18 protein-coding genes are annotated in these 22,784 nt (G+C 71.5%); 10 read left to right on the forward strand and 8 right to left on the reverse strand.

The window, feature by feature from the left end; genetic code table 11:
• Nucleotides 1-16 precede the first annotated feature (16 nt).
• The 3 genes from FCI23_RS19420 to FCI23_RS19430 all read right to left on the reverse strand — a co-directional run bounded on the left by FCI23_RS19420 (nt 17) and on the right by FCI23_RS19430 (nt 4,437).
• The gene (locus FCI23_RS19420) at nt 17-1,738 is read right to left on the reverse strand and encodes an LCP family protein (RefSeq protein WP_136725170.1); all 1,722 of its coding nucleotides are present in this window, start codon (nt 1,736-1,738) and stop codon (nt 17-19) included.
• A gap of 154 nt (nt 1,739-1,892) precedes the next feature.
• Nucleotides 1,893-3,137, reverse strand: a complete 1,245-nt coding sequence (locus FCI23_RS19425; protein WP_136725171.1) for an LCP family glycopolymer transferase — start codon at nt 3,135-3,137, stop codon at nt 1,893-1,895.
• Nucleotides 3,138-3,681: 544 nt separating this feature from the next.
• The gene (locus FCI23_RS19430) at nt 3,682-4,437 is read right to left on the reverse strand and encodes a TIGR03089 family protein (protein ID WP_136725172.1); all 756 of its coding nucleotides are present in this window, start codon (nt 4,435-4,437) and stop codon (nt 3,682-3,684) included.
• A gap of 104 nt (nt 4,438-4,541) precedes the next feature.
• On the opposite strand from FCI23_RS19430, the gene FCI23_RS19435 reads away from it, so the two are divergent.
• The 3 genes from FCI23_RS19435 to FCI23_RS19445 all read left to right on the forward strand — a co-directional run bounded on the left by FCI23_RS19435 (nt 4,542) and on the right by FCI23_RS19445 (nt 8,202).
• Nucleotides 4,542-6,011, forward strand: a complete 1,470-nt coding sequence (locus FCI23_RS19435; RefSeq protein WP_136725173.1) for a peptidoglycan recognition protein family protein — start codon at nt 4,542-4,544, stop codon at nt 6,009-6,011.
• A 77-nt stretch (nt 6,012-6,088) separates the two neighbouring features.
• Nucleotides 6,089-7,171: a mannose-1-phosphate guanylyltransferase gene (manB, locus tag FCI23_RS19440; RefSeq protein ID WP_136725174.1), complete on the forward strand. Its 1,083-nt coding sequence runs from the start codon at nt 6,089-6,091 to the stop codon at nt 7,169-7,171.
• Nucleotides 7,172-7,287: 116 nt separating this feature from the next.
• Complete coding sequence (locus FCI23_RS19445) at nt 7,288-8,202, forward strand: DNA-3-methyladenine glycosylase family protein (RefSeq protein ID WP_136725207.1); 915 nt, start codon at nt 7,288-7,290, stop codon at nt 8,200-8,202.
• 291 nt (nt 8,203-8,493) lie between these two features.
• Here the strand turns inward: FCI23_RS19445 and FCI23_RS56485 are convergent, their stop codons facing one another.
• From FCI23_RS56485 to FCI23_RS19460, 4 genes are all read right to left on the reverse strand, one after another.
• The gene (locus FCI23_RS56485; RefSeq protein ID WP_169316854.1) at nt 8,494-8,883 is read right to left on the reverse strand and encodes a hypothetical protein; all 390 of its coding nucleotides are present in this window, start codon (nt 8,881-8,883) and stop codon (nt 8,494-8,496) included.
• 197 nt (nt 8,884-9,080) lie between these two features.
• Nucleotides 9,081-10,388, reverse strand: a complete 1,308-nt coding sequence (locus FCI23_RS19450) for a coenzyme F420-0:L-glutamate ligase (protein WP_169316855.1) — start codon at nt 10,386-10,388, stop codon at nt 9,081-9,083.
• A gap of 17 nt (nt 10,389-10,405) precedes the next feature.
• Nucleotides 10,406-11,365 carry a 2-phospho-L-lactate transferase gene (gene cofD / locus FCI23_RS19455; RefSeq protein WP_136725176.1) on the reverse strand — a complete coding sequence of 320 codons (960 nt, stop codon included), beginning with the start codon at nt 11,363-11,365 and terminating at the stop codon, nt 10,406-10,408.
• Nucleotides 11,366-11,442: 77 nt separating this feature from the next.
• Nucleotides 11,443-11,937 (reverse strand): cysteine dioxygenase, encoded by a 495-nt coding sequence (locus FCI23_RS19460; protein WP_136725177.1) that lies wholly within the window; start codon nt 11,935-11,937, stop codon nt 11,443-11,445.
• A gap of 579 nt (nt 11,938-12,516) precedes the next feature.
• Here FCI23_RS19460 and FCI23_RS19465 point away from each other — a divergent pair.
• The 3 genes from FCI23_RS19465 (at nt 12,517) to FCI23_RS19475 (ending at nt 18,322) form a co-directional block, all read left to right on the forward strand.
• On the forward strand, nt 12,517-12,783 hold the full coding sequence (locus FCI23_RS19465; RefSeq protein WP_136725178.1) for a WhiB family transcriptional regulator: 267 nt from the start codon (nt 12,517-12,519) through the stop codon (nt 12,781-12,783).
• Nucleotides 12,784-12,969: 186 nt separating this feature from the next.
• Complete coding sequence (locus tag FCI23_RS19470) at nt 12,970-16,665, forward strand: glycosyltransferase family 2 protein (RefSeq protein WP_136725179.1); 3,696 nt, start codon at nt 12,970-12,972, stop codon at nt 16,663-16,665.
• A gap of 196 nt (nt 16,666-16,861) precedes the next feature.
• Complete coding sequence (locus FCI23_RS19475; protein WP_136725180.1) at nt 16,862-18,322, forward strand: DUF5719 family protein; 1,461 nt, start codon at nt 16,862-16,864, stop codon at nt 18,320-18,322.
• 19 nt (nt 18,323-18,341) lie between these two features.
• On the opposite strand, the gene FCI23_RS19480 is transcribed toward FCI23_RS19475, so the two are convergent.
• Entirely contained in the window at nt 18,342-18,797 is a 456-nt protein-coding gene (locus tag FCI23_RS19480; RefSeq protein WP_136725181.1) for a metallopeptidase family protein, read from the reverse strand.
• A gap of 278 nt (nt 18,798-19,075) precedes the next feature.
• Between FCI23_RS19480 and FCI23_RS19485 the strand changes: the two genes are divergently transcribed.
• The 4 genes from FCI23_RS19485 (at nt 19,076) to FCI23_RS19500 (ending at nt 22,746) form a co-directional block, all read left to right on the forward strand.
• On the forward strand, nt 19,076-19,498 hold the full coding sequence (locus tag FCI23_RS19485) for a DUF3499 domain-containing protein (protein ID WP_136725182.1): 423 nt from the start codon (nt 19,076-19,078) through the stop codon (nt 19,496-19,498).
• A gap of 200 nt (nt 19,499-19,698) precedes the next feature.
• Nucleotides 19,699-21,057, forward strand: a complete 1,359-nt coding sequence (locus FCI23_RS19490) for a phosphomannomutase/phosphoglucomutase (protein ID WP_136725183.1) — start codon at nt 19,699-19,701, stop codon at nt 21,055-21,057.
• Nucleotides 21,058-21,412: 355 nt separating this feature from the next.
• Nucleotides 21,413-21,592 (forward strand): Trm112 family protein, encoded by a 180-nt coding sequence (locus FCI23_RS19495; protein ID WP_136725184.1) that lies wholly within the window; start codon nt 21,413-21,415, stop codon nt 21,590-21,592.
• Between the two features lie 29 nt (nt 21,593-21,621).
• Nucleotides 21,622-22,746, forward strand: a complete 1,125-nt coding sequence (locus tag FCI23_RS19500) for an SIS domain-containing protein (protein ID WP_136725185.1) — start codon at nt 21,622-21,624, stop codon at nt 22,744-22,746.
• The last annotated feature ends 38 nt before the right edge of the window (nt 22,747-22,784 follow it).

Consider the following 22,784-nt stretch of genomic DNA (forward strand, 5'->3'; position numbering starts at 1 on the left):
GGGCTTCTCCGCCGTGCTACTTCGCGCAGACGCTGGTGTCGTTCGCCGTGACCTTCTGGACGCCGGACGGAGCCGTCGTCGGAGCGGTGATCGGTGTGCCGGCCGCCTTGAAGTCCTTACCGAGCGTGAGCGTCATGTTGGCGCGCGGCGCGGCGTCCTTGGTGCCTTCGGTCAGGGCGGAGGCGGGCAGGCCCATCATGGCGGCCAGGGCGCGGGCCTGGTCGGCCTGGTTGGGCGCGTACTGCAGCTTCGTGGTGGCGGTAGTGGCGGCGGCGTTGCCGCCGTTGGTGGAGCGGGTGACGCCCTTGGAGTTCTGCAGCCAGCTGACGGTGTCCTGGGCGGCGCCGAAGACGCCGCTGCCGTTGTAGATCTCGACGCGGACATTCACGGCGGCGGCCTTGGTTCCCTTGAGCTCGTCGGTGGCGGCGGACTTCGCCGCCTTCGCCTTCTTCGCCACATCGGTGAGGGAGATGTCCTGCTTCACCATGGAGAAGAGTTCCGGCGCCTTCGTCTCGTCGAGGACGACCGTGGTGTGCACCTTCTCGGCCGGGTTGTCTATCACCGGGACGGTCGCGAAGGTGATGTTGTTGGTGTTCACCTTGCTCAGGTTCTGGACCAAGGCGGCGAGCTTGGTGCCGCTCCCTATGCCGGTGTCGACGGTGAGCGCCTTGGTGGCGACATTGGCCAGATCGAACAGCTTGGTGGGGTTGGTCAGGGTACCGCCGGACTTCATCTTGCGGATCATCGAGCTCAGGAACTGCTGCTGGAGCTGGATACGGCTCAGGTCGCCGCCGAAGCCCACGCTGTGCCGGGTGCGGACGAAGGCCAGCGCCTGCTCGCCCTCGATGGTGTGCCGCCCCGCGCTGAGCTTGAGGTGGGAGTCGGGGTCGTCGATGTTCTTGGCCAGGCACACCTCGACACCGCCGACCGCGGTGGACAGGTCCTTCACCGCTTCGAAGTTGGCCATCATGAAGTGGTCGGGAGTGATCCCGGTCAGCGCCTTGACCGTGCGCATGGTGCAGCCCGGGTCGCGGCCGTCCTGGCCGAGGCTGGTGTTGAAGCGGACGTTGTCCGTACCCGGGATGATCTTGATGGTGCCGTCCTTCTGCTTTGTGGGACAGTCCGGGATGTTGGTGATTATGTCCCGCGGGATGCTCAACGCGGTCGCGTTGGTGCGGTCCTTGGAGACATGGAAGAGGATCGTGGTGTCGGCGTGGCCGACGCTGCCCGCGTCGCCGTACTTCTTGCCGAGGCCGACCCGGCTGTCGGTGCCGATGACGAGGATGTTGACCGGACCGCTGGACGTGGCGTTCTTGCTGCCGATGCCGGCGGTGTCGACGGTGCTGATGTTGCTGTTGAAGTGCTGGTAGACGAGATAGCCGCCGACGCTGACCGCGACCAGTACGAAGCCGATCGAACCGGCCGTCCAGATCAGGGCCTTCTTCTTCTTGGACTTCTTCGGCTTGGCCTTACGGCGGCTGGCGGGCGGCGCGGAGCCGCTGCCGGCGGCGCGGCGGCGCGAGGTGCCCGTGCCCGGAGGGGCGCCCTGGGAGCTGTCCTGCGGGATGCCCTGCTGCTCGCGCCGGTCCCGGCGCTCGCCCGGCTGCGCGGGAACGCGTCTGGTCGACGGATCGCCTGCGTCGGGCTGTGGGTCCAGCCGGAGTTGGTAACTGCCGGTCTCCGGATCGAACACCCACTGGTCCGCCGGATCGACGTTCCTACGGCCTTGTGTGTCCACGGTTGATTGAGTCCTCCGTCGTCGGCCGCCTCTTCAGGCCGGACCGCTCACACTAGTCCCACAGATTCACGTCCAGTGGCTCCGGTGACAAAATCCACTCGCCCACAACTGGACAAACCATCCAAACTCTCCGGGCTGTTGAGTATCCCTTTTGTTACGCTTGACCACAGATGTCACGATCGGCGGTGGTACCCCGGTACGCCGGCCCGGGCGTCCCGCCGGACTTCTCGGGGGACGGTGACGCGCTCGCCTTCCCGCCGGCGCCGGCAGTGCCGCCGGTCGGCTCGACTGTGACGTTTCCGTCCTTCCTCAGTGTCGCGAACAGCCGGCCGGCGGCGGGCTGCTTCAACTGGTCCCGGTTCGCGTCGTATATATACGGCTGGCGAGGCACCGTCAGGAACCGCACCTCGCTGGTCGGGGTCTTCTGCAGGCTCCGGGCGAGGTCGTAGAGCTCACTGAGCGAATCGAGCCCCGCGTCCGCTGTGAGCGACGAGGTGGCCGCGTCCAGCAGGGGATAGAGCCGCACCGGGTTGAGCAGCACACCATTGCTGCGGATTTTCTTCACCAGCGAGGCCAGGAAACCCTGTTGGCGCTCGATCCGCTGGGTGTCGCTGCCGTCCCCGATGCCGTGCCGAGCCCGTACGTAGCCGAGCGCCTGCTCGCCGTGGAGGACCTGCCGCCCGGCCGGCAGGTCCAGGTGCGCGTCCTTGTCGTGCACCGCGTGCGGGACGCACACCTCGACGCCGCCGACCGCGTCGACCATCTTCTTGAAGCCGGTGAAGTCCACTATGAGGTGATGGTCGACGCGGATGCCGGTGAGCTCCTCCACCGTACGGATCGTGCAGGCCGCGCCGCCGAACTCGAACGCCCAGTTGAACTGGGCGTGCTGGGCCCGGGTGTGGCTGCCGTCCGGGCGGCGGCACTTGGGGATCTGGACCATCAGGTCGCGCGGGATGCTCATGGCCGTCGCGCTGTGCCGGTCGGCGGCCAGGTGGAGGAGGATCACGGTGTCCGAGCGCTGGGTGCCGGTGTCCTGCCCGTACTTGCCGTTGCCGCCGCCGCGGTTGTCGGTGCCGATCAGCAGGATGTTCTCCACCCCGGTCGGCGGCGCCGAGGGACGCTGGGACTGCTCCAGTTGGAGCTCCTTGGCGGTCGCGGTGTCGGTACGGATGTTCCCGTCGAGGTGTCGGTACATGTACCAGGCCGTGCCGGCCCCGGCCAGCACCAGCAGCGCCGTGCACGCGGCGAGGGCGCGCGGCCACACCCTGCGCCTGCGGGGACCGGCCGGCAAAGTGGGGGATTCTGTGGGGTCCGGAGGCCGCTGCGGGGGAGTCGCGGGCGTGGCGGGCTCCCCCTGGGCCTCGTCCGGGGGCGGCGGCGGTTCGGCTGACGTGGCCATGTCTGCGACCGTCCCTTGCTGCGGCATCTGCTCGATACCCGTACAGACATCGGAACCCCGCGTGAGGTTGTGCGCTTGTGTTGTGCGATTCCGTCGTGATCCTTCGGTCCCCCGGGGCGCCGCGTTTGTCTTAGAGGCCGCGCGAATAGGTGGGGTGGAGGAAGGTGGGGGCACCTCCCAGCGGTAGCTGGGGGAGGGGCGAGGGCCGAGTCTGGCAAGGCGGAGGTGGGGGCACCTCCTGGGGGCACCTCCCGGCCGAAGGCTGGGGGAGGTAGCTGGGGGTGGGGGCACCTCCCGGCCGAAGGCTGGGGGCGAGGCGACGCGATGGGGGTGCCCCCTGCTCGAGCGGAGCCGAGAGCTTGGTGGGGGCACCTCCCGGACGGAGTCTGGGGGAGAGTCGTCGACCGACACCGACGGCAACACTTCCAGGCGAGAGCCATCGGCCAGCGACGCCGCCCCACCTATTCGCGCGGCCTCTTAGTGGGCCCGGCAGTAGGCGGGGCGGCGTCGGATGAGAAGGCGGTGCGCCTGTCCGGGGCGGCCATTAGGCCGTATGGGTGACTCTCTCCGCGTCCTGCCGCTTGACGAGCGCCTCCGGTGCGAGCTGGTCGAGGTTCCGGCAGAGCACGACCGAGCCGTTGACCGCCAGCGGGGCGAGCAGGCCCGCCGCCAGGCCCTGCCAGTCGTCGAAGGGGAGCCCGGTCAGCAGACGGGCGCCGGGGGACAGGCCGAGGCTCCGCGCGGTGGCGTGGGCCCGGTCGACGACCTGGGCGTTGGTCAGGTCCTCGCCACCGGGGAGTTCCAGTGCGGGGTCGCCGGGGCCGACCGGGGCGTAGGGGACGAAGCGGTCGCCCTGGCTCGGCACTTCGACCGCGTAGTCGACGAAGCCCGGCGGCGGCTGCGGGAAGCGGCCGCCGAGCGGGCGCAGTGCGAGCGCCACGCGTTCGCCGCGGCAGGCACGGGCGGCGTCGAGGTCATCGGCGCCGGGGCCGGAGACCACGAGATCGGCACCGGCCGGGTCGGCGCCGGGGGCGACGACCACTCCGGTGGAGAATCCGGCGAGCAGCCAGACCGCGGTCTGCCAGTGCGCGGGCAGCAGCAGGGCGAGGCGGTCACCCGGTTGGGCGCCCAGGTCGCCCTGGAGGAGATTGGCGGTCTTCGCCACCCAATTGGCGAAGGTGGCGACAGACAGTTCGACGCGCTCGCCGGTGGCGTCGTCGTAGAAGGTGACCAGCGGCCGGACGGGGTCAGAGAGCGCGTGATCCAGCAGGCCGGCGGGGGTGCGAGCAGTCGATGTCACCCGGCCCAGGCTACCCGCACGGTCTCTGGCGGCAGGTCAGGAACCAACCGACCATCCGTCAGATCTCAGGTGGCCATCCTTGAGGCTTATGTCACCATTTCTCCATGCGTGCTCTTCTCGCTTCCGCTGTCGGCGTCGTCTGCATCGGCGCTCTCGCCCTCCCCGCTCCGGCCGCATCCCCCATGTCTCCCGCTTCGCGGGCCTTGGCGGCCCATCCCGCCCATCCCGCCCATCCCGGTTCTCCCGCCCCTCCCGCCCCTCCCGGCTCTCCGGCCCCTCCCGCCCCTCCCGCCCTTTCCGGTTCTCCTGCCCTTCCCGCCCCTTCCGGTTATCCGGCTCCTCCCGCCCCTCCCGCCCCTCCCGGTTCTCCCGCTTCTCCCGGCTCTGCCGCTTCTGCTGCTTCAGCCGCCTTGGCTGCCCGCCCCGCCCTGCCCGCCGACGCCGGATCCACCCGTACGCTCCCGCTCGCTGCCCTCGGCTCGACCCGCGTCGCTGGCGCCCCGGTGGAAGAAGGCCTGCCCGCCCGTGCCGTCCGGCCCTTCTCCCTGCTCGGCGTCACCTGGGACGACTCCAGCGCCGACCTCAGCGGCCCGGTCCAGGTGCGCACCCGCGCGGCGGCCACCGGTGCGTGGTCCGGCTGGCAGGACATCGAGGCACACACCGACGATGTGCCCGACCCCGGCTCCGCCGACCAGACGGGCGGCCAGGTGCGCGGTGCCACCGCGCCGCTGTGGGTCGGCGACTCCGACGGCGTACAGGTGCGGGTCGGGCGCTCCGCCGGGTCCGCGCTGCCGCCGGGGCTGCGCCTGGAGATGGTCGACCCGGGGGACGATCCTCCGGACGAGCCGGACATCGCCCAGGAAGACACCCGGAAGGAGGAAGGCCCCGCGGCCAATCCGGCCGCTGCGGGCAGGTACCCGGATGCGGGCAAGGGCGTCATCCCAGCCGCGCCGGCCGACGCGGGTCAGTACTCGGCCGACCGGCCCCGGATCATCACCCGGGCGGGCTGGGGCGCCAACGAGCGGCTCCGGCACGGACACAAGATCTACACCGGTGGCATCAAGGCGGTCTTCGTCCACCACACCGCCACGGGCAACAGCTACACCTGCGCGCAGGCGCCCTCCATCATCCGGGGCATCTACCGCTATCACGCCAGGAGCAGAGGCTGGCGTGACCTTGGTTACAACTTCCTCGTCGACAAGTGCGGAAACATCTACGAGGGCCGCGCGGGCGGCGTCTCCCGGGCCGTCTACGGTGCCCACACCCTCGGCTTCAACAGTCACACCATGGGCATCGCCGTCCTCGGCAACTACCGCAAGGCCGAGCCGTCCGAGGAGGCGCTGGAGGCGGTGGCGGAGCTCGCCGCCTGGAAACTCGGACTGTACGGAGCGGACCCGGCCGGAACGACCTACCTGAAGTCCGGTGGCGGCAACCGGTACAAGAAGGGCAAGAAGGTCCGGTTCAATGTCATCTCCGGCCACCGGGACGGATACGCCACTTCGTGCCCCGGCGCAAAACTTTACGACGCCTTGGGCAGCGCAAGAAGCTATGCAGCCGATCTACAAGGGCGGTAGGTCGGCAAGAAGAACACATCTACATATGATTGGCCGCCAAACCGGCCAACCTGACCCAGGAAGTAGAGAAACAACTGGTGACTGAAGCGATCCTCTTGGTCGGCGGCAAAGGCACACGGCTGCGTCCGCTGACGGTGCACACGCCCAAGCCCATGGTCCCGGCGGCCGGAGTGCCTTTTCTCACCCACCAGCTGGCGAGGGCCCGGGCCGCGGGCGTGGACCATGTGGTGCTCGCCACCTCCTACCTCGCGGAGATCTTCGAGCCCTACTTCGGCGACGGATCCTCGCTCGGACTGCACCTGGAGTACGTCACCGAGGAAGAACCGCTCGGCACCGGCGGCGCCATCCGCAATGTCGCCCCGCTGCTGCGGTCAGCGCCGGGCGAGCCGGTACTGATCTTCAACGGCGACATCCTCACCGGGCTGGACATCCAGGCGCTGGTCACCACCCACCAGTCGGCCGGTGCCGATGTCTCACTGCACCTCACACGGGTCGCGGACCCCCGCGCCTTCGGCCTTGTGCCCACCGACGACTCAGGGCGGGTCACCGCGTTCCTGGAGAAGCCGCAGACCCCGGAAGAGATCGTCACCGACCAGATCAACGCCGGCGCGTACGTCTTCAACCGCTCCGTCATCGACACCATCCCGGCCGGCCGGCCGGTCTCCGTCGAGCGCGAGACCTTCCCCGGACTGCTCGCCTCCGGCGCCCACCTCCAGGGCATGGTCGACTCCACGTACTGGCTCGACCTCGGCACCCCGCAGGCCTTCGTCCGCGGCTCCGCCGACCTCGTGCTCGGCCGCGCCTCCTCACCGGCCGTCGCCGGCCGGTGCGGCGACTGCCTCGTCCTCGACGGTGCCGACGTCGCGGAGGACGCCAAGCTCACCGGCGGCACCTCGGTCGGCCGCGAGGCGGTCGTCGGCGCCGGTGCGACCCTCGACGGCAGCCTGGTGCACGCCGGGGCAGTCATCGAGCCCGGTGCCGTGATCCAGGACTCCCTCATCGGCGCGGGTGCCCGCATCGGTGCCCGTACGGTCCTGGAAGGCGTCGTCGTCGGCGACGGCGCGGTCATCGGCGCCGACAACGAACTCCGCTCCGGCGTACGCGTCTGGTGCGACGCCGTCATCCCCGACGGGGCCGTCCGGTTCTCGTCGGACCAGTAGGCAGGGCTATCGGGACGTACGTACGCGGCACCGGGCCCGCCGCACCTCACCGCTACGCTCAGGTGGTGCATCCAGAGCAGCCGCGTCTCACCCGCGCCACCGCCCCCAGCAGCCATGTGCGCTCGGGCCGTACGCGCCAGTGGGTGCCCGACGGCCCGCTCGACCTCGGGCTCACGCTCGGGCCTCTCCGCCGGGGCCCGGGCGACCCGGCCTTCCAGGTGGCCCTGGACGGCGCTGTCTGGCGCGCCTCCCGCACCCCGGCCGGCCCCGGCACTCTCCGCGTCGCGGCCGCCGGCGGCGGCGTCATCGCCGCCGAGGCCTGGGGCCCCGGCGCGGACTGGCTCCTCGACCGCCTCCCAGCGCTCCTGGGTGCCGACGACAATCCCTCGGCCTTCACCGCCCGCCACCGCCTCGTCCACGAGGCCCACCGCCGCCACCCCGGCCTGCGCCTGACCCGTACCGGGCTCGTGCTCGAATCCCTCATCCCCTCCATCCTCGAGCAGAAGGTCACCTCCGACGAGGCCTACCGCGCCTGGCGGCTCCTCCTCCAGCGCCACGGCGAGCCCGCCCCAGGCCCGGCCGGCACACTCCGCGTGATGCCCGGCCCGCGCTCCTGGGCCCTCATCCCCTCCTGGGAATGGCACCGGGCCGGTGTCGACAACAAACGCGCCGGCACCATCATCCGCGCCGCCCGTGTCGCCGCCCGGCTCGAAGAGGCCACCGCCATGGCCGCAGGCGAGGCCTTCCGCCGCCTCCAGGCCGTCCAGGGCATCGGCCCCTGGACCGCCGCCGAAACGCTGCAACGTGCCACCGGTGACCCCGACGCGATCACCGTCGGCGACCTCCACCTGCCCAACATCGTCGGCTACGCCCTGACCGGTGAGCGCCGCTCCGACGATGCCGTCATGCTGTCGCTTCTCGCGCCGTACGCCGGACAGCGGCACCGGGCCGCCCGGTACATCCTTCTTGGCGGCCGCATCCCGCCGAGGCGGGGGCCGCGGTTCACACCGGGGAACATCGCGGCGCTGTGAGCCGCCAGCCGAACGCTGGTTTCTGCTTCCGGCTTGCCCCCGGCGCCCCATATCGGCAGAGCCGGAGACCGCCTGATCTGGTAGACCGTGGCGCCGTTGTGGGGCCAAGGCCCAGAGGCCCGACGGCCACTGATGTCTGATCATATGATCGTGATTCTGGCGATCGCGATGATGTTCTAGCATCCGGTCCATGACTGACGGCACGGAACACCCGCCCGGGGCCGCCGCTCCCGGCCCTGAGGCGTCCAGTGGGCACGGGTCTTCGCGCCCGTACCCGCCGCAGGCCCCGCATCAGCAGGCGCCACCCTTCGCGCAGCCCGGGTTCGCGCCGCCACGGCCGCCCTTCGTGCCCTCCCACCCGGAGCCGGACTGGCAGGCACTGGCCGATCGCAACGCGGTGCGCGCGCGGCGGCGCAAGTTGTGGACCGGCGGAGCCATCGCCGTGGCGAGTGTGGCCGCTGTGGCCGCCGTGGCTGCGGGGACGCTGGCGATCAAGGGCATGAACAGTGACGACTCAAAGCCCAGCGCTCTCGGTCCGTCTTCCGCCACGTCGTCCGCCCGGTCGTCCGCCTCGTCGTCGGTGTCGCCATCCGTCCCACCGTCCGCCTCGCTCTCCGCCCCGCCGTCCGCCGCCCGGACGGCGACGCCGACAGTGACGGCGGCGCCCACTCCATCGCACACGCGTGCCCCCGTGACGACGCCGACCGTCCCGGGGAAGCCGAATGTCCTCGCCGACCACTCGGGGCAGGCAAACCTCCAGATGGCAGTAGCTCATGCCTGGGCGGTCCCTCGCGGCTGACTTCTACGGTCCCGGGTTATGGGCGGGCGTTGGGAGACTCCTGCGCCGGAGGCGCGGGGCACCGGCCACCCGCTCCGGGTCAGCGCACGGTGATGAACGACTCCGCGTCGCGCGCCGGGCGTTCGGGTGGGGCGACCGCCGGGCGCCCCACGGCGACCGCGCCCATGGGGTCCCAGCCGGCCGGAAGGGCCAGGACGTCGCGGACGACCTCGCGGCAGAACATCGTCGAGGACACCCACGCGGAACCGAGCTGTTCACCGGCGAGTGCGACCAGGAAGTTCTGGACGGCGGCGCCGGCCGCGACGACGAACATCTCGCGCTCGGCGGCGGCGCGTCGCGGGTCGGGGTAGGTGTGGGCTCCGTCAGCCACCAGACAGGGGATGACGAGATACGGGGCGCGCCGCAGGACGTCGCCGCGTCGAAGCCGGCGCGCGACGGACTCCTCGGAGAAGTCGTCGCCGCGCAGGTCGGCCGCCCAGGCGTCGCGCATGGCATCGAGGAGGCGGGTCCGGGCCTCAGCGGACTCCAGGAGGACGAAGCGCCAGGGGGTGGTGTGGTGGGGGGCGGGCGCGGTGACGGCGAGGGCGACGGCGCGGCGGACGGCGGCGGGGTCGACGGGCTCGTCGGTGAAGTCGCGGACGGTGCGCCGCAAAGTGACCGCTTCGCGGACGGCCTCGGAGGTGCCGAGGCGGAACATGTCATTGACGGACGAGCGTACGAGGGCGTGGGCGCCGGGCCCGTCGTCGGGGGAGAGCAGCCGGCCGAGCCCGCGGACGACGGCCAGCGGCAGTCCGGCGGCCTTGCCCTTGACGAGGTCGCCCGCGGCGGCGAGTTCGTCGGCGGTGGCGGTGATGGTGGCGTTGAGTTCATTGCCGTGGGAGTCGGTGCCGCCGCGCAGATCGTGGAGGACACGCAGCCCGGCGGCGCCGATGGCGACATCGGTGAGGCCCTCGCGCCAGGGGCGGCCGAAGGTGTCGGTGACGATGACGGCGATGTCGACGCCGAGGATGTCGCGCAGCCCCGCGCGGAGGCGCCGGGCGGAGTCGTCAGGGTCCTCGGGGAGCAGAAGGATGGTGCCGGCGGGAGTGTTGGAGGCGTCGACTCCGGCGGCGGCCATGATGAAGCCGTGCCGGGTCTCGACGATCCGGGTGGGCCCGCGCCGGGCGACGAGGCGGACCGTTTCGGCGTCGATGGCGGCTTCGCGGTCCTCGGCGGTGACGATGCGCCCCTCGGCCTTGCTGACGATCTTCGAGGTGACGAGCAGCACATCGCCGTCGGCCAGATCGGGATTCGCGGCGGCGATGAGCTTGGCAAGGTCGTCGCCAGGCTGCACTTCGGGGATGCCGGGCACGGCCCGGACCTCGTAGGAGTAGGAGGGCGCGCTCATCGCAGGACCGTCCTTTCTCATGCCCGTACCTCCTCGGCCAGGGTGAGAGCCTCGCGGGCCATCGTGGCGGAGGCTTTGACATCGGTCATGAGCAGGGGGACGGCCCGGCAGCGGATGCCGGCCGCCTCGACCTCGGGGACGCTGGCGGCGTCGACGGTGTCGACGAGCCAGCCGTCGAGCAGCCCGGAGCCGTAGTGCGCGGCGACGGCGGCGGCGGTGGCCTCGACGCCGACGGCAGCGAGGACCTTGTCGGCCATGCCGCGCACCGGGGCGCCGCCGACGATGGGGGAGAGGCCGACGACGGGCACTCCGGCCTCGGCGATGGCCTCGCGGATGCCGGGGACGGCGAGGATGGTGCCGATGGAGACGACCGGGTTGGACGGCGGGAAGAGGATGACGTCGGCGGCGGCGATGGCCTCCAGGACGCCGGGGGCGGGTTTCGCCTGCTCCGCGCCGACCGGCACGACCGCGTGGGCGTCGACGGCGGCGTGCAGCCGGACCCAGTACTCCTGGAAGTGGACGGCTTTGCGGCCTTCGGCGGGAGTGTCGATGAGGACATGGGTCTCGACCCGGTCGTCCGTCATCGGGATGAGCCGTATTCCGGGCTGCCAACGGGCGCACAGGGCCTCGGTGACGGCGCTGAGCGGATATCCGGCCTGGGTCATCTGCGTACGGACGATGTGGGTGGCGAAGTCACGGTCGCCGAGGCCGAACCACTCCGGCCCGACCCCGTAGGCGGCGAGTTCGGATTTGACCGAGAAGGACTCGTCGGCGCGGCCCCAGCCCTGCTCCTCGTGAATGCCGCCGCCGAGGGTGTACATCACGGTGTCGAGGTCGGGACAGACCTTCAGCCCGAAGAGGTGTATGTCGTCACCCGTGTTGCCGATGACGGTGATGTCCGCTTCCGGCTCGGCTGCCTTGAGACCGCGCAGGAAGCGCGCTCCGCCGATGCCGCCCGCCAGTACCACGATTCGCATGGGAACAGTCTGTCAGCCCGGTCCGACAGTGCTGTCCGCCAGCCCCGGTTTGCCGACCGGGTTTGCGGGCCGGGTTGTCAGTTCCGGACCGGCTCCTCGACGGTGGCGGCGTAAGGGGTCATCTCGGTGAGCCCGGGGAAGTAGATGTGCAGGCTGACGGCGGGCTCGAGGGCGTCGTTGACGATCTCGTGGATGTACTCGGGGGCGAAGACCTGCTGGCTGCCGGGGGTGAGGGTGCGGTGGGCCATGCCGGAGGTGTGGCGCCGGCGCTCGGTGAGGCTGCCCTGGAGCACGGTGAGCACTCCGGAGGAGCGGCCGTGGTCGTGCAGGCCGCTGCTCTGCCCGGGGACCCAGCTGAGCAGCCAGACCTCGTAGCCGGGGCCGGTCCGCAACCGCGCGTACCAGCGGCTGGCGGCGTCGTACTGGACCAGCGGGGCCCAGTGGGCGCGGTCGGCCGCGATCGTACGGGCCAGGCCCGCGAACTCGGCGACAGTGGCCGGGTGCTGGGGGACAGGCGGCAGGAGATGGGGGATGGCGAGCGGGTCGCCGGCGATCGAGACATCGCTGTTCATGCGGGAGAAGTCCTCGGAAGTAAGGAGCGTCGTCAGGCATATGGCTGTGCGGGCTGGGGAAGAACGATCAGCGGCAACAGCTGGAACAGCGACAGTGGGCTTCCACGGCGCACCGGAACTCGGCGAAGCGAGTCCGGGAAGGCGCGTGGTCCACTGGCATGCGTTCTAGCAGACCGGGTCGAGGGCGTATCTGTCAACTTGGCACCCGTTTTGTCGGTGATGATTCGCCTGATCCGGTTATTCCGTGTGGTGAAAGGTTTGTGCGGAGACGTGTGCGGATAGGTGGCGCTGCAACCGTCACGTACGCAGGAACGTCTCGTCTTGAAACGTCGTTGTGCTTTCGTGATCGGAGCGTGACCCGTGCCCGCCGGGACCACTGCGGGCATGGGTGATGTGCGCGCGGACGTTTGGGCTGATTTGAGTACTTACTGTCAGTCTTTGGTTCCGAGGAGTGAATAACGGGCCCAATAGCAGATCTCGGCTTGACTGGCCCGTATCGGCACACTTGTAATTTCACTCGTGTCGTTCCGCCGTCATCGGTAACGGCAACCACGGGGACGCAAAGACAGAGGGGCGCGCATGACCGAGCTGTTCCAGCTGTTGCAGGCCGACGAAGAGGCCGAAGAGGAGCTCGGGTGGCAGGAACGCGCGCTGTGCGCGCAGACCGATCCCGAATCGTTCTTCCCCGAGAAGGGGGGCTCCACTCGCGAGGCCAAGAAGGTCTGCCTCGCGTGTGAGGTCCGCTCCGACTGCCTTGAGTACGCACTCGCCAACGACGAGCGCTTCGGGATCTGGGGCGGCCTGTCCGAGCGGGAGCGGCGCCGTCTGAAGAAGGGCGTCGTCTAGGAGCGCACTCCTGGCAGGTGCCTTCAGCTGCCGCACGGGCCTGATTTTTCAGGGCCGTCCGGCGGCTGAGAGGCAGCCGGCCACCAGGACGCGGATGCCCGCATCCTGCGAGCCGTTAGTGTGGGGCCCCGTCCGAGACGCCACACGGCGTCCACCGCAGTCCAGCGAACCGGGGCCCGAACCTCGATGTCCGTGAACAGTTCAGCAGCGGCCCAGCACCCCGCGCAGACTCCTGAGTTTCCGCGCCATGTCGTCACCGCGGTGCTTGTCGCCCACGACGGCGCCCGCTGGCTGCCCAACGCGCTTTCGGGCCTGCTCTCCCAGGACCGTCCGGTCCAGGACGTCATCGCCGCCGACACCGGCAGCGCCGACGACTCCGCCCGTCTCCTCGCCGAATCCCTCGGCGACCAGCGCGTCCTGCACCTCGCCCGGCGCTCCGGCTTCGGCGCCGCCGTCGACGAGGCCGTCCGCGCCGCCGGTCCGGTCCCGATCGAGCAGCTGCCTTATCTGGTGCGCCAGAGCGGCTGGGACCCCGTAAGCCGCACCTGGAACGACGACGCCTACGACCAGCCCGAGCACCCGCACGGCGAACCCGTGCACTGGCTCTGGCTGCTGCACGACGACTGCGAGCCGGCCCCCGACGCCCTCGCCGCGCTGCTGCGGGTGGCCGACGCCGAAACCGCCGCAAGCCGTTCGGCCGCCGTTATCGGCCCCAAGCTGCGCAGCTGGTACGACCGGCGCCAGCTCCTCGAGGTCGGCGTCTCCATCGCCCGCAGCGGCCGCCGCTGGACCGGCCTGGAACGCCGCGAGCAGGACCAGGGGCAGCACGACCAGGTCCGGCAGGTGCTGTCGGTGTCCAGCGCCGGGATGCTGGTGCGCCGCGACGTGTGGGAGGAGCTGGGCGGCTTCGACCGCCGGCTGCCGCTCATGCGCGACGACGTCGACTTCTGCTGGCGGGCCCAGGCAGCCGGCCACACCGTCCTGATCGCGCCGGACGCCGTGCTGCGGCACGCCGAGGCAGCCTCCCGCGAGCGCAGGCCCGTCGACTGCGTCGGACGCTCGGCGGTCAACCCGCACCGAGTCGACAAGGCCGGTGCCGCCTACACACTGCTCGCCAACACGCGCGGCCCGATCCTCCCGTACGTCATGCTGCGGCTCCTCATCGGCACCGTGCTGCGCACCCTCGCCTATCTCGTCGGCAAAGCGCCCGGCCAGGCCGTCGACGAGATCACCGGACTGCTGTCGGTACTGCTGCGGCCGGGACGGCTGCTCGGCGCCCGGCGGCAGCGCGGCAAGGGCACCGTCGAACCGTCCGAGCTGCGGCCGCTGTTTCCGCCCGCCGGCGCGACCGTACGCGCCACTGTCGAGCAGGTCGTCAGCAACCTCTCCGGCCGCTCCGAGGAGGCCGCCTCCTCGGTCGGGCGGCACGGTGGCGCCATCGAGTCCGGGCCCGGCGGCGACGAGGACGGCGACTACCTGGAGGTCGAGCAGTTCGCGCTGCTCAAACGGATCGCCCGCAAGCCCGCGCCGATGCTCTTCGCCGTGCTGCTGCTGGTCTCGCTGATCGCCTGCCGCGCCCTCCTCGGCAGCGGCGCGCTCTCCGGCGGCGCACTCCTGCCGGCACCCTCCAGCGCCGGGGACCTGTGGGCCTCCTTCGGCGGCCAATGGCACGCGCTGGGCACCGGTTCCACCACGGCCGCACCGCCGTACCTGGCGATCGTGGCGGCCTTCGCCGGCATTCTGTTCGGCAGCACCGGGCTCGCGCTCACGGTGCTGCTGGTCGCCTCCGTCCCGCTCGCCGGGCTCACCGCCTACTTCGCCTCCCGCCCGCTGGTCGAGTCGCGGCTGCTGCGCGCCTGGGCGGCCGTCGCCTACGCCTTCCTGCCTGCCGCCACCGGCGCCCTCGCCGGCGGCCGGCTCGGGACCGCGGTGCTCGCGATCCTGCTGCCGCTGATGGCCCGCGCCGCGGTCTCGGCGGCCGGGCTGGAACTCGGCGCCGACGCGATCAGCCGCGGCGTCCGGCCGGGCTGGCGCGCCACTTGGACGTTCACGCTGCTGCTGGCCATCACCACTGCCTTCACTCCGATCACCTGGCTGATAGCACTGGTGCTCGCGGTGGCGGTAGTGGTGCTGCGGCTCGTGCGCGGCCAAGGGCAGCTCTTCGTCCCGCAGGTGCTTCGCTCACTGGCGGTGCTGGGCACCCCCATCGTCGTACTGGCTCCCTGGTCGCTCGGCCTGCTGGCCCACCCCTCGCGCTTCCTCGCGGAAGCCGGGCTGCCGTTCGGGGCCCGCGCCGCCTCAGCCTCCGGCCTTGTGCTGCTCAGCCCCGGCGGGCCCAGGGCGGCGGGCGGGGTGCTCTTCGCCGGCCTGGTGCTGGCCGCGCTCGCCGCCCTGCTGCGCGCCGAACGACGGCTCGCGATCCTCACAGCCTGGGCCGGCGCGCTGATCGGCCTGATTTTCGCCGTCGTCGAGAACGGCTCGGCCTGGGCCGGCCCGGCGACCCTCCTCTACGGGCTCGCGCTGCTCGCCGCCGCCACGATCGGCGCCGAGGGAGCCAAGGAGCGGATCGCCGCCTCCGGCTTCGGCTGGCGGCAGCCGGTCGCCGCCCTCATCGTCTTCGCCGCCGCCGCTGCCCCGCTGATCGCAGCCTTCGGCTGGATGGCGGGCGGCGCCGACGGGCCGGTCGAGCGCCGCGACCCGACACAGGTGCCCGCTTTCGTCGCGGAGGAGAGCAGCACCGCCGACCAGGCCCGCACCCTGGTGCTCGGCGGCACCGCCAGCCATGTCTCGTACACCCTCGTCCGCGGCGCCGGTGTCCAGCTCGGCGACGCCGAACTCGCCGCCGCGGCGGGCGACGACACACGGCTCGGCGGCATTGTCGCCAACCTGGTGGCGGGTTCCGGCGCCGACCAGGCCGGGCAACTCGGCGGCTACGCGGTCCGCTACGTCCTCGTGCAGAAGGGCTCGCCCCGCGAGATGAGCCGGGTGCTGGACAGCACCCCCGGCCTCTCGCAGCTCAGCCAGGCCGACGGCAGTGCCCTTTGGCAGGTCGACAACAGCGTCTCCCGGATCACCATCACCTCCAAGTCCGGGCAGCCGGTCGCGGTCGCCGCCGGCAAGGTCGACGCCCACACCACCATTCCGGCCGGCTCCGCAGGGCGGGTGCTGCGGCTCGCGGACACCGCCGCTGCCGGCTGGACCGCCACCCTGGACGGGGTGGCGCTGCCCCGCACCACCGTCGACGGCTGGGCGCAGGGCTTCGAACTCCCCGCCGGCGGCGGACACCTCGACGTCACATATCAGGATCCTTTCACCCACACCCTGTGGCTGTGGATCCAGGGATTCCTCGCGCTGGTCCTCGTCGTCATGGCCCTTCCCGGCCGCCGCCGTGAGGTCGACGACGACCTGCCGGAGGTGCTGGAGGCCGCCGCCGCGCAGGCCACCGCCGCGGACATCCCGGCACAGGCCACCGGCGACGGCCGCCGCGCCCGCCGGCTCCGCGCCGCCGCCGAGGCCGAGGCCGAAGGCGACGGTGAGGCCGCCGCGGCTGCGGCCGAGCCCGTCCCGGTGCCCGACACACCCGAGCTCGATCAGGAAGCCGACCCATATGCGGCGGTTCCGCAGCACCAGGCCGACCCCTACGCCCAGCAGCAATGGGGCGAGTACCAGGACGGCTACCAATACGCCCCCCAGTACCCGCAACAGGACTACGCCGACCCGTACTCCTACGGCCAGCAGGGGCAGCAGCAGGGCCAGCCGCAGACGTACGACCCGTACACCGGCCAGCCGCACCCGGCCCAGCCCTACGAGGCCCCGTACTACCCGACCTATGACCCGGACGCCCCGGACGGATATCCCGGCGACGGAAGCGAGCAGCGGTGAGCCCCGACATCCACGGCCAGAGCCCGCCGGCCGATCTCGGCGGCGTCGCGTTGCCTCTCTCATCCGCCTCGCGATCGCACGCGTCAGACCCCGCTCCTTCCTCCACGGAGATCGATCGGACAGGCCCCGGCGGCCGCACACGAACGACACGACCCCAGCCCGGCGCTACCGCCGGGGCGTCCTGGCAAGGAGCCTGGTGAACCGCAGCACCCTCTCCCTGATCGGCGTCACCGCCGCCCTCGCGGCGGTCACCGGCGCCGCGGCCCTCACCGGCGCCGGCACCCCGGAAGCGGCGACCGCCGCCACCGCGGCGCGGCTGCCCGTCCAGCGGTCCGCGCTGATCTGCCCGGCGCCGTCCAACTCGGACTTCGCGACGACGACATACACCGCCTTCACCCCGAAGGGCGATACGACGGCCAAGAACGGCAGCGCCCAACTGCTGCCCGCCGGCGGCAAGAGCACCAAGGCCGTCGCCCCGCTCAGCGAGCCCGGCAAGCCCGTCACCGCCAGCACCAACCGCACCGACGCACCGGCCCTGATCGGCACCGCCTCCGGCGGGCTGGCGCCCGGCTGGAGCGTGCAGCAGACCACCGTGATCGACACCGGCCCCGGGCGGGCGGTGCTCGGCGCCGCCTGCACCGCGCCCGACAGCGAGTTCTGGTTCCCCGGCGTGAGCACCTCCGCCACCCGCACCGACTATGTGCACCTGACCAACCCGGACGACACCGCGGCCGTCGTCGACCTCCAGCTGTACGGCCCGAACGGGGCCCTGAAGACGGCCTCCTCCGACGGCATCACCGTCCCGCCGAAGTCAACCGTGGCGGTCCTGCTCTCCACCCTCTCCACCGACAGGGTCGGCGACCTCGCCCTGCACGTCACCGCCCGTACCGGGCGGGTCGGCGCGGCCGTCCTGGCCAGCGACGCCAAGGCCGGCGGCGACTGGCTGGCCCCCTCCGCCGACGCGGCGAACAGTGTCGTCCTGCCCGGCATCCCGGCCGACGCCACCTCGGTACGCCTCGTCGCGTACGCGACCGGCAGCAACGATGCCGACCTCAAAGTCCAGCTCGCCACCGCCAGCGGCGACATCACCCCGGCCGGGCACGAGACGATGCACGTCAAGAGCGGCATGACGACCGCCGTGGACCTCGGTGCCCTCACCCAGGGCGAGGCCGGGTCACTGCTGTTGACCCCCACCGACGCGCAGGGCGCCGCGCCGGTGGTCGCCGCCCTGGAGATCACCCGGGGCAAGGGTGCCTCCCAGGAGACCGCGTTCATCCCCGCGACGGCCGCCGTCGGCTCCCGGGCCACGGTGGCCGACAACCGGTCGAAGGCCTCGACGCTCTCCCTCGTGGCACCCACCAGGACCGCCACGGTAAAGATCACGAGCTCGGCGGGTACGGGCGGCGGGTCGCCGGTCACCAAGACCGTCACCGTGAAGGCGGGCACGACGATGGCGGTCCAGCCGTCCGCGCCCACCTCCGGCAAGGGCGCCTTCGCGGTCACCGTCGAGCGGGTCTCCGGCGGCCCGGTCTACGCCTCGCGCGAGCTGGCGCTGCCGCTCAACGGCGTCCCGATGTTCACCATCCAGTCACTGCCGGACGACCGTGGCACGGTGGAGGTCCCCCAGTCCGAACAGGACCTGGGGATGCTGAACTGACAGCCGCCGGGAGAGCCCCTCACCCCTCCCCGTAGCGCGGATCCACGTTCTCCGGCGAGAGCCCGAGAAGCTCGGCGACCTGCTCGACCACCACATCGTGGACGAGCAGCGCCCGCTCCTCCCGGCTCTTCGCCCGGATCTCCACCGGCCGCCGGTAGACCACGATCCGGTTCGGGCTGTCCTTGCGCGCGCCGATCAGCCTGCCCAGCGGCACTTCATCGCCGTCTGTCCGGTTGGCGTCCCCGGCGCCACCGGCGTCCGCCACCGGCCACGGCACCTCCTGCACCGCGAACTCCACATCCGCCAACTGTGGCCAGCGCCGCTCCAGCCGGTCCGCCGCGTCTCGTACGAGGTCGTCGAAGAGCTCCGCGCGACTCAGCGCCAGCGGTACCTGCGGGGGCGCGATCGGACCGCGCATCCCGCGTCCGTGGCGGTCGCGGCGGCGTGGTCGGGGAGGCGGTGCCGGGGTGTTCATCACCTTCGAGGGTATCCGCCGGAAGGCCGGGTTATGCGGTGGCAGGGCAGGGGCGCTCGGGGCAACGATGTCGCAGAATGTACGCCTCTGCAGAGTTCCCGTCTCTGCTGAATCGCTACTGGTGCCCGCGCTGTGGACCATAATTGATGCCTTTGCTCTCATTGGTGACCGATGTCATCGCCATTCCGCCCTGCCGTTTCCAGTCCACCGCAGGTCAGCCCCGCCCGCCGCAGGCCAGACGTTCCCGGCGAACCGGGACGACACGACCAGGCGGCCCGGTGGTGAGTCGTCGCGGCCCGCTCAAGAGTGCGGTACCGTCCAACGTCGTGAGCCCTGTACGTCGCTGTTCGCGCACCGCGTGTGGCCGTCCCGCCGTCGCGACGCTGACGTACGTCTACGCAGACTCCACCGCCGTACTCGGCCCCCTCGCAACCTACGCCGAGCCACATTGCTACGACCTCTGCTCCGAGCACTCCGAGCGCCTCACCGCCCCCCGCGGCTGGGAAGTTGTACGTCTCGCCACTGACTCCGGCCCCTCCCGCCCCAGCGGCGACGACCTCGAAGCCCTCGCCAACGCCGTACGCGAAGCTGCCCGCCCCCCGGGGCGCCCCGACGCGGCCGGCCCGGTCGGTCGCGACGCCGACCCGATGGAGATCGCCCGCCGCGGTCACCTCCGGGTGCTCCGCTCCCCCGAGCCCTGAGCGCAGCGGACCGTGGGTTGCCGCGCCGGGCCACGGCCACAGGCCGCCAGAAGCGCCTCACCAGGTTGCGCGGGGCGGTAGAGCCCTCTCTCGGCGCCCGGCAGACGGCTGCTCACCCATACCGCTCGGCCGCGCCACCGACCTGCCCGATAAGTTGGCGGTAGCCCAACCGCAGTGAACGAACCAGACTGGAGCACGCCGTGGCCGACCTCTCCCAGCTTGTAAAGGCGTATGACGTCCGCGGAGTGGTCCCAGACCAGTGGGACGAGCCCCTCGCCGAAATCTTCGGCGCCGCCTTCGTCACCGTTACCGGCGCTGACGCCATCGTCACTGGCTACGACATGCGCCCCTCCTCTCCAGGCCTTTCCCGTGCCTTCGCCCACGGGGCCGCCTCACGCGGCGCGGACGTCACCGAGATCGGCCTCGCCTCCACCGACGAGCTCTACTTCGCCAGCGGAAGCCTCGGCCTGCCCGGCGCGATGTTCACCGCGAGCCACAACCCCGCCCAGTACAACGGCATCAAGATGTGCCGCAAGGGCGCTGCCCCTGTCGGTCAGGACACCGGCCTCGCCGAGATCCGCGCACTGGCCGAGCGGTGGATCGAGACCGGCCTGCCGGCCACGGACGCCACCCCCGGCACCATCACCCAGCGCGATGTCCTCGCCGACTATGCCTCCTACCTCCTCTCGTTGGTCGACCTCACCGCCATCCGCCCGCTGAAGGTTGTTGTCGACGCCGGCAACGGCATGGGCGGCCACACTGTCCCCACCGTCTTCGGCGGCCTGCCCCTTGACGTAGTCCCCCTCTACTTCGAGCTCGACGGCACCTTCCCCAACCACGAGGCCAACCCACTCGATCCCAAGAACCTCGTCGACCTCCAGGTTCGCGTCCGCGAAGTGGGCGCAGACCTCGGCCTCGCCTTCGACGGCGACGCAGACCGCTGCTTTGTCATCGACGAGCGCGGCGAACCCGTGTCGCCCTCGGCAATCACCGCCCTCGTCGCGGCCCGTGAACTGGCCAAGCACCCAGGGGCCACGGTCATCCACAACCTGATCACCTCCTGGTCCGTCCCCGAGGTCGTCAAGGAGAACGGCGGCACCCCCGTCCGCACCCGGGTCGGCCACTCCTTCATCAAGCAGGAGATGGCCACCACCGGCGCCGTCTTCGGCGGCGAGCACTCCGCTCATTACTACTTCCGCGACTTCTGGAACGCCGACACGGGCATGCTCGCCGCCCTCCACGTCCTCGCCGCACTCGGAGGTCAGGACGGACCACTCTCCGCCCTCGTCTCCTCCTACGACCGCTACGCGGCCTCCGGCGAGATCAACAGCACCGTCGCCGACCAGTCCGGCCGCACCGCCGCAGTCAAGGAGGCCTTCGCCTCCCTCCCCGATATCACCTTCGACACCCTCGACGGCCTCACCACTACCGCCCCCGACTGGTGGTTCAACCTCCGCGCCTCCAACACCGAACCCCTCCTCCGTCTCAACATCGAAGCCCGGGACCCAGCCACCGTCGCCCGCCTCCGTGACCAGGTCCTCGCCGTCATCCGCGCCTGATGTCTCAACCATGCCCTCCCCGGACGGATCACACCCAGGGCCCTCCCCGCGCCTGTGGATAACTTAGGACAGGCCCCCTGACCAGGTCCTCAATCATCGGACAGGCTGAATCAACGGCCCCGTCCTCCGACCGCCGCAGTACCGGACCAATGCGGCTCCACCCCGAAGTGCCCCCCGCCACGCGCGCCGCCCGCGGGGGCCTCCGCCCGTCCGTCCAGTCCCGGCACCCGGCCGTCCTCCGGCCCGAGCCCGGCTGAGTGGTCGGAAAACTCCCGCCCCAAAGGCGTAGGGCGCAGCCCGCTCCGCAGCGTTAGGCTGACCTCGCCGTATCCCCTCGTCCGAAGGACGCGACACCATGCCGCTCGTCGAAGCAAGCCTCCTGGAGATCCTCGCCTGCCCGGCGTGCCACGCCCCCCTCCGTGAGGACACCGACGCGAGCGAGCTCGTCTGCACCGCAGCCGACTGCGCCCTCGCTTACCCCGTACGCGAAGAGATCCCCGTCCTCCTGATCGACGAAGCCCGCCGCCCGGCCTAAGACAGGAAGCCAACGGACCGGAGGTCACGATGCTGGACGAGTCGATCCTCGACGACCCCGATGCCCTCGGCCGCGCGGACACCGGCGGCCTCCTGCTCGGCGTCGCTGCCGCCGGGGCCCGGGTGCGCACCGCGGCCCGCCTCGCGGCAGAGGCCGGCATTCCGGCCCTGCGTCCGGACGGACGACCGCGCAGCATCCTGGTCGCGGGCCCGGGCCCGACTGCCGCTGCCATCGCGGATGTGCTGGCCGCGTTGGCAGCCGGCAGCTGTCCCGTACTGCCGCTGCAGCCCACCGGAGCGGCCCCGCACGACCTCCGCTGGACGCTCCCGGGCTGGATGGGCCCGCTGGACCTGCTCCTCATCGCAACGCCCGCCGGTAAGGAGTCCGGGCTGGCCAACCTTGCCGAGCAGGCCTACCGCCGCGGCTGCACCGCTGCGGCCGTCGCACCGGCCAAATCACCGATCGCCGAGGCGCTGGAGCAGGCCCATGGCATCACCGTCCCCTTCGCCGGCGCACCCAACGCGTCCGAGCAACCCCCGGGCACCGAGGACGCCGGCGCGTTCTGGGCACTGCTGACGCCGCTCCTGGCACTCACCGACCGCATAGGACTACTGGCCGCCGCACCCGGCGCCATCGAGTCGGTCGCGGACCGGCTGGACGAGGTCGCTGCCCGCTGCGGCCCGGCGATCGCGACATACAGCAACCCGGCGAAGACCCTGGCGGCTGAGCTCTCCGAATCGCTGCCGGTGGTCTGGAGCGAGGGCCCGGCAGCGGCCGCCGCCGCTCGCCGCTTCGTGGCCGTGCTCGCGGCGCGGGCCGGCCGCCCAGCCCTGGCCGCGGAGCTCCCGGAGGCGCTGAAGGCGCACGAGGCGCTTCTCGCGGGCACATTCGCGGGTGGCGCGGGCCCGGACGACTTCTTCCGTGACCGGGTCGAGGACCGGGAGGCCCTCCGCGTCCGCATCGTTCTCCTGGAGCAGGTCGCAGGCCGGCCCGCTCCTGCGGCCCGCGAGCTCGCCCTGACTCACGACACTCCCCTGAGTGAGCTCGCCCCGGCGGACGGCGGATCTCTGGAAGCCGCCGCCGAGCTGCTCGCCCTTACGGATTTCACAGCTGTCTACCTGACGCTTGCCTCGGGCCAGCAGTCCTGGCCGTAAGCGAGCACTTCGATCACCTCACAAACCGGGAATGCCGA

This window comes from Actinacidiphila oryziradicis, from assembly GCF_005047355.1.
GTDB lineage: Bacteria > Actinomycetota > Actinomycetes > Streptomycetales > Streptomycetaceae > Actinacidiphila > Actinacidiphila oryziradicis.

Bases quoted from the DNA above. Each gene is read 5' to 3' on its own strand.
- FCI23_RS19425 (WP_136725171.1), bottom strand. From the start codon at position 3,137: ATGGCCACGTCAGCCGAACCGCCGCCGCCCCCGGACGAGGCCCAGGGG.
- FCI23_RS19435 (WP_136725173.1), top strand. From the start codon at position 4,542: ATGCGTGCTCTTCTCGCTTCCGCTGTCGGCGTCGTCTGCATCGGCGCT.
- FCI23_RS19450 (WP_169316855.1), bottom strand. From the start codon at position 10,388: ATGAGCGCGCCCTCCTACTCCTACGAGGTCCGGGCCGTGCCCGGCATC.
- cofD (WP_136725176.1), bottom strand. From the start codon at position 11,365: ATGCGAATCGTGGTACTGGCGGGCGGCATCGGCGGAGCGCGCTTCCTG.
- FCI23_RS19460 (WP_136725177.1), bottom strand. From the start codon at position 11,937: ATGAACAGCGATGTCTCGATCGCCGGCGACCCGCTCGCCATCCCCCAT.
- FCI23_RS19465 (WP_136725178.1), top strand. From the start codon at position 12,517: ATGACCGAGCTGTTCCAGCTGTTGCAGGCCGACGAAGAGGCCGAAGAG.
- FCI23_RS19470 (WP_136725179.1), top strand. From the start codon at position 12,970: ATGTCCGTGAACAGTTCAGCAGCGGCCCAGCACCCCGCGCAGACTCCT.
- FCI23_RS19480 (WP_136725181.1), bottom strand. From the start codon at position 18,797: ATGAACACCCCGGCACCGCCTCCCCGACCACGCCGCCGCGACCGCCAC.
- FCI23_RS19495 (WP_136725184.1), top strand. From the start codon at position 21,413: ATGCCGCTCGTCGAAGCAAGCCTCCTGGAGATCCTCGCCTGCCCGGCG.
- FCI23_RS19500 (WP_136725185.1), top strand. From the start codon at position 21,622: ATGCTGGACGAGTCGATCCTCGACGACCCCGATGCCCTCGGCCGCGCG.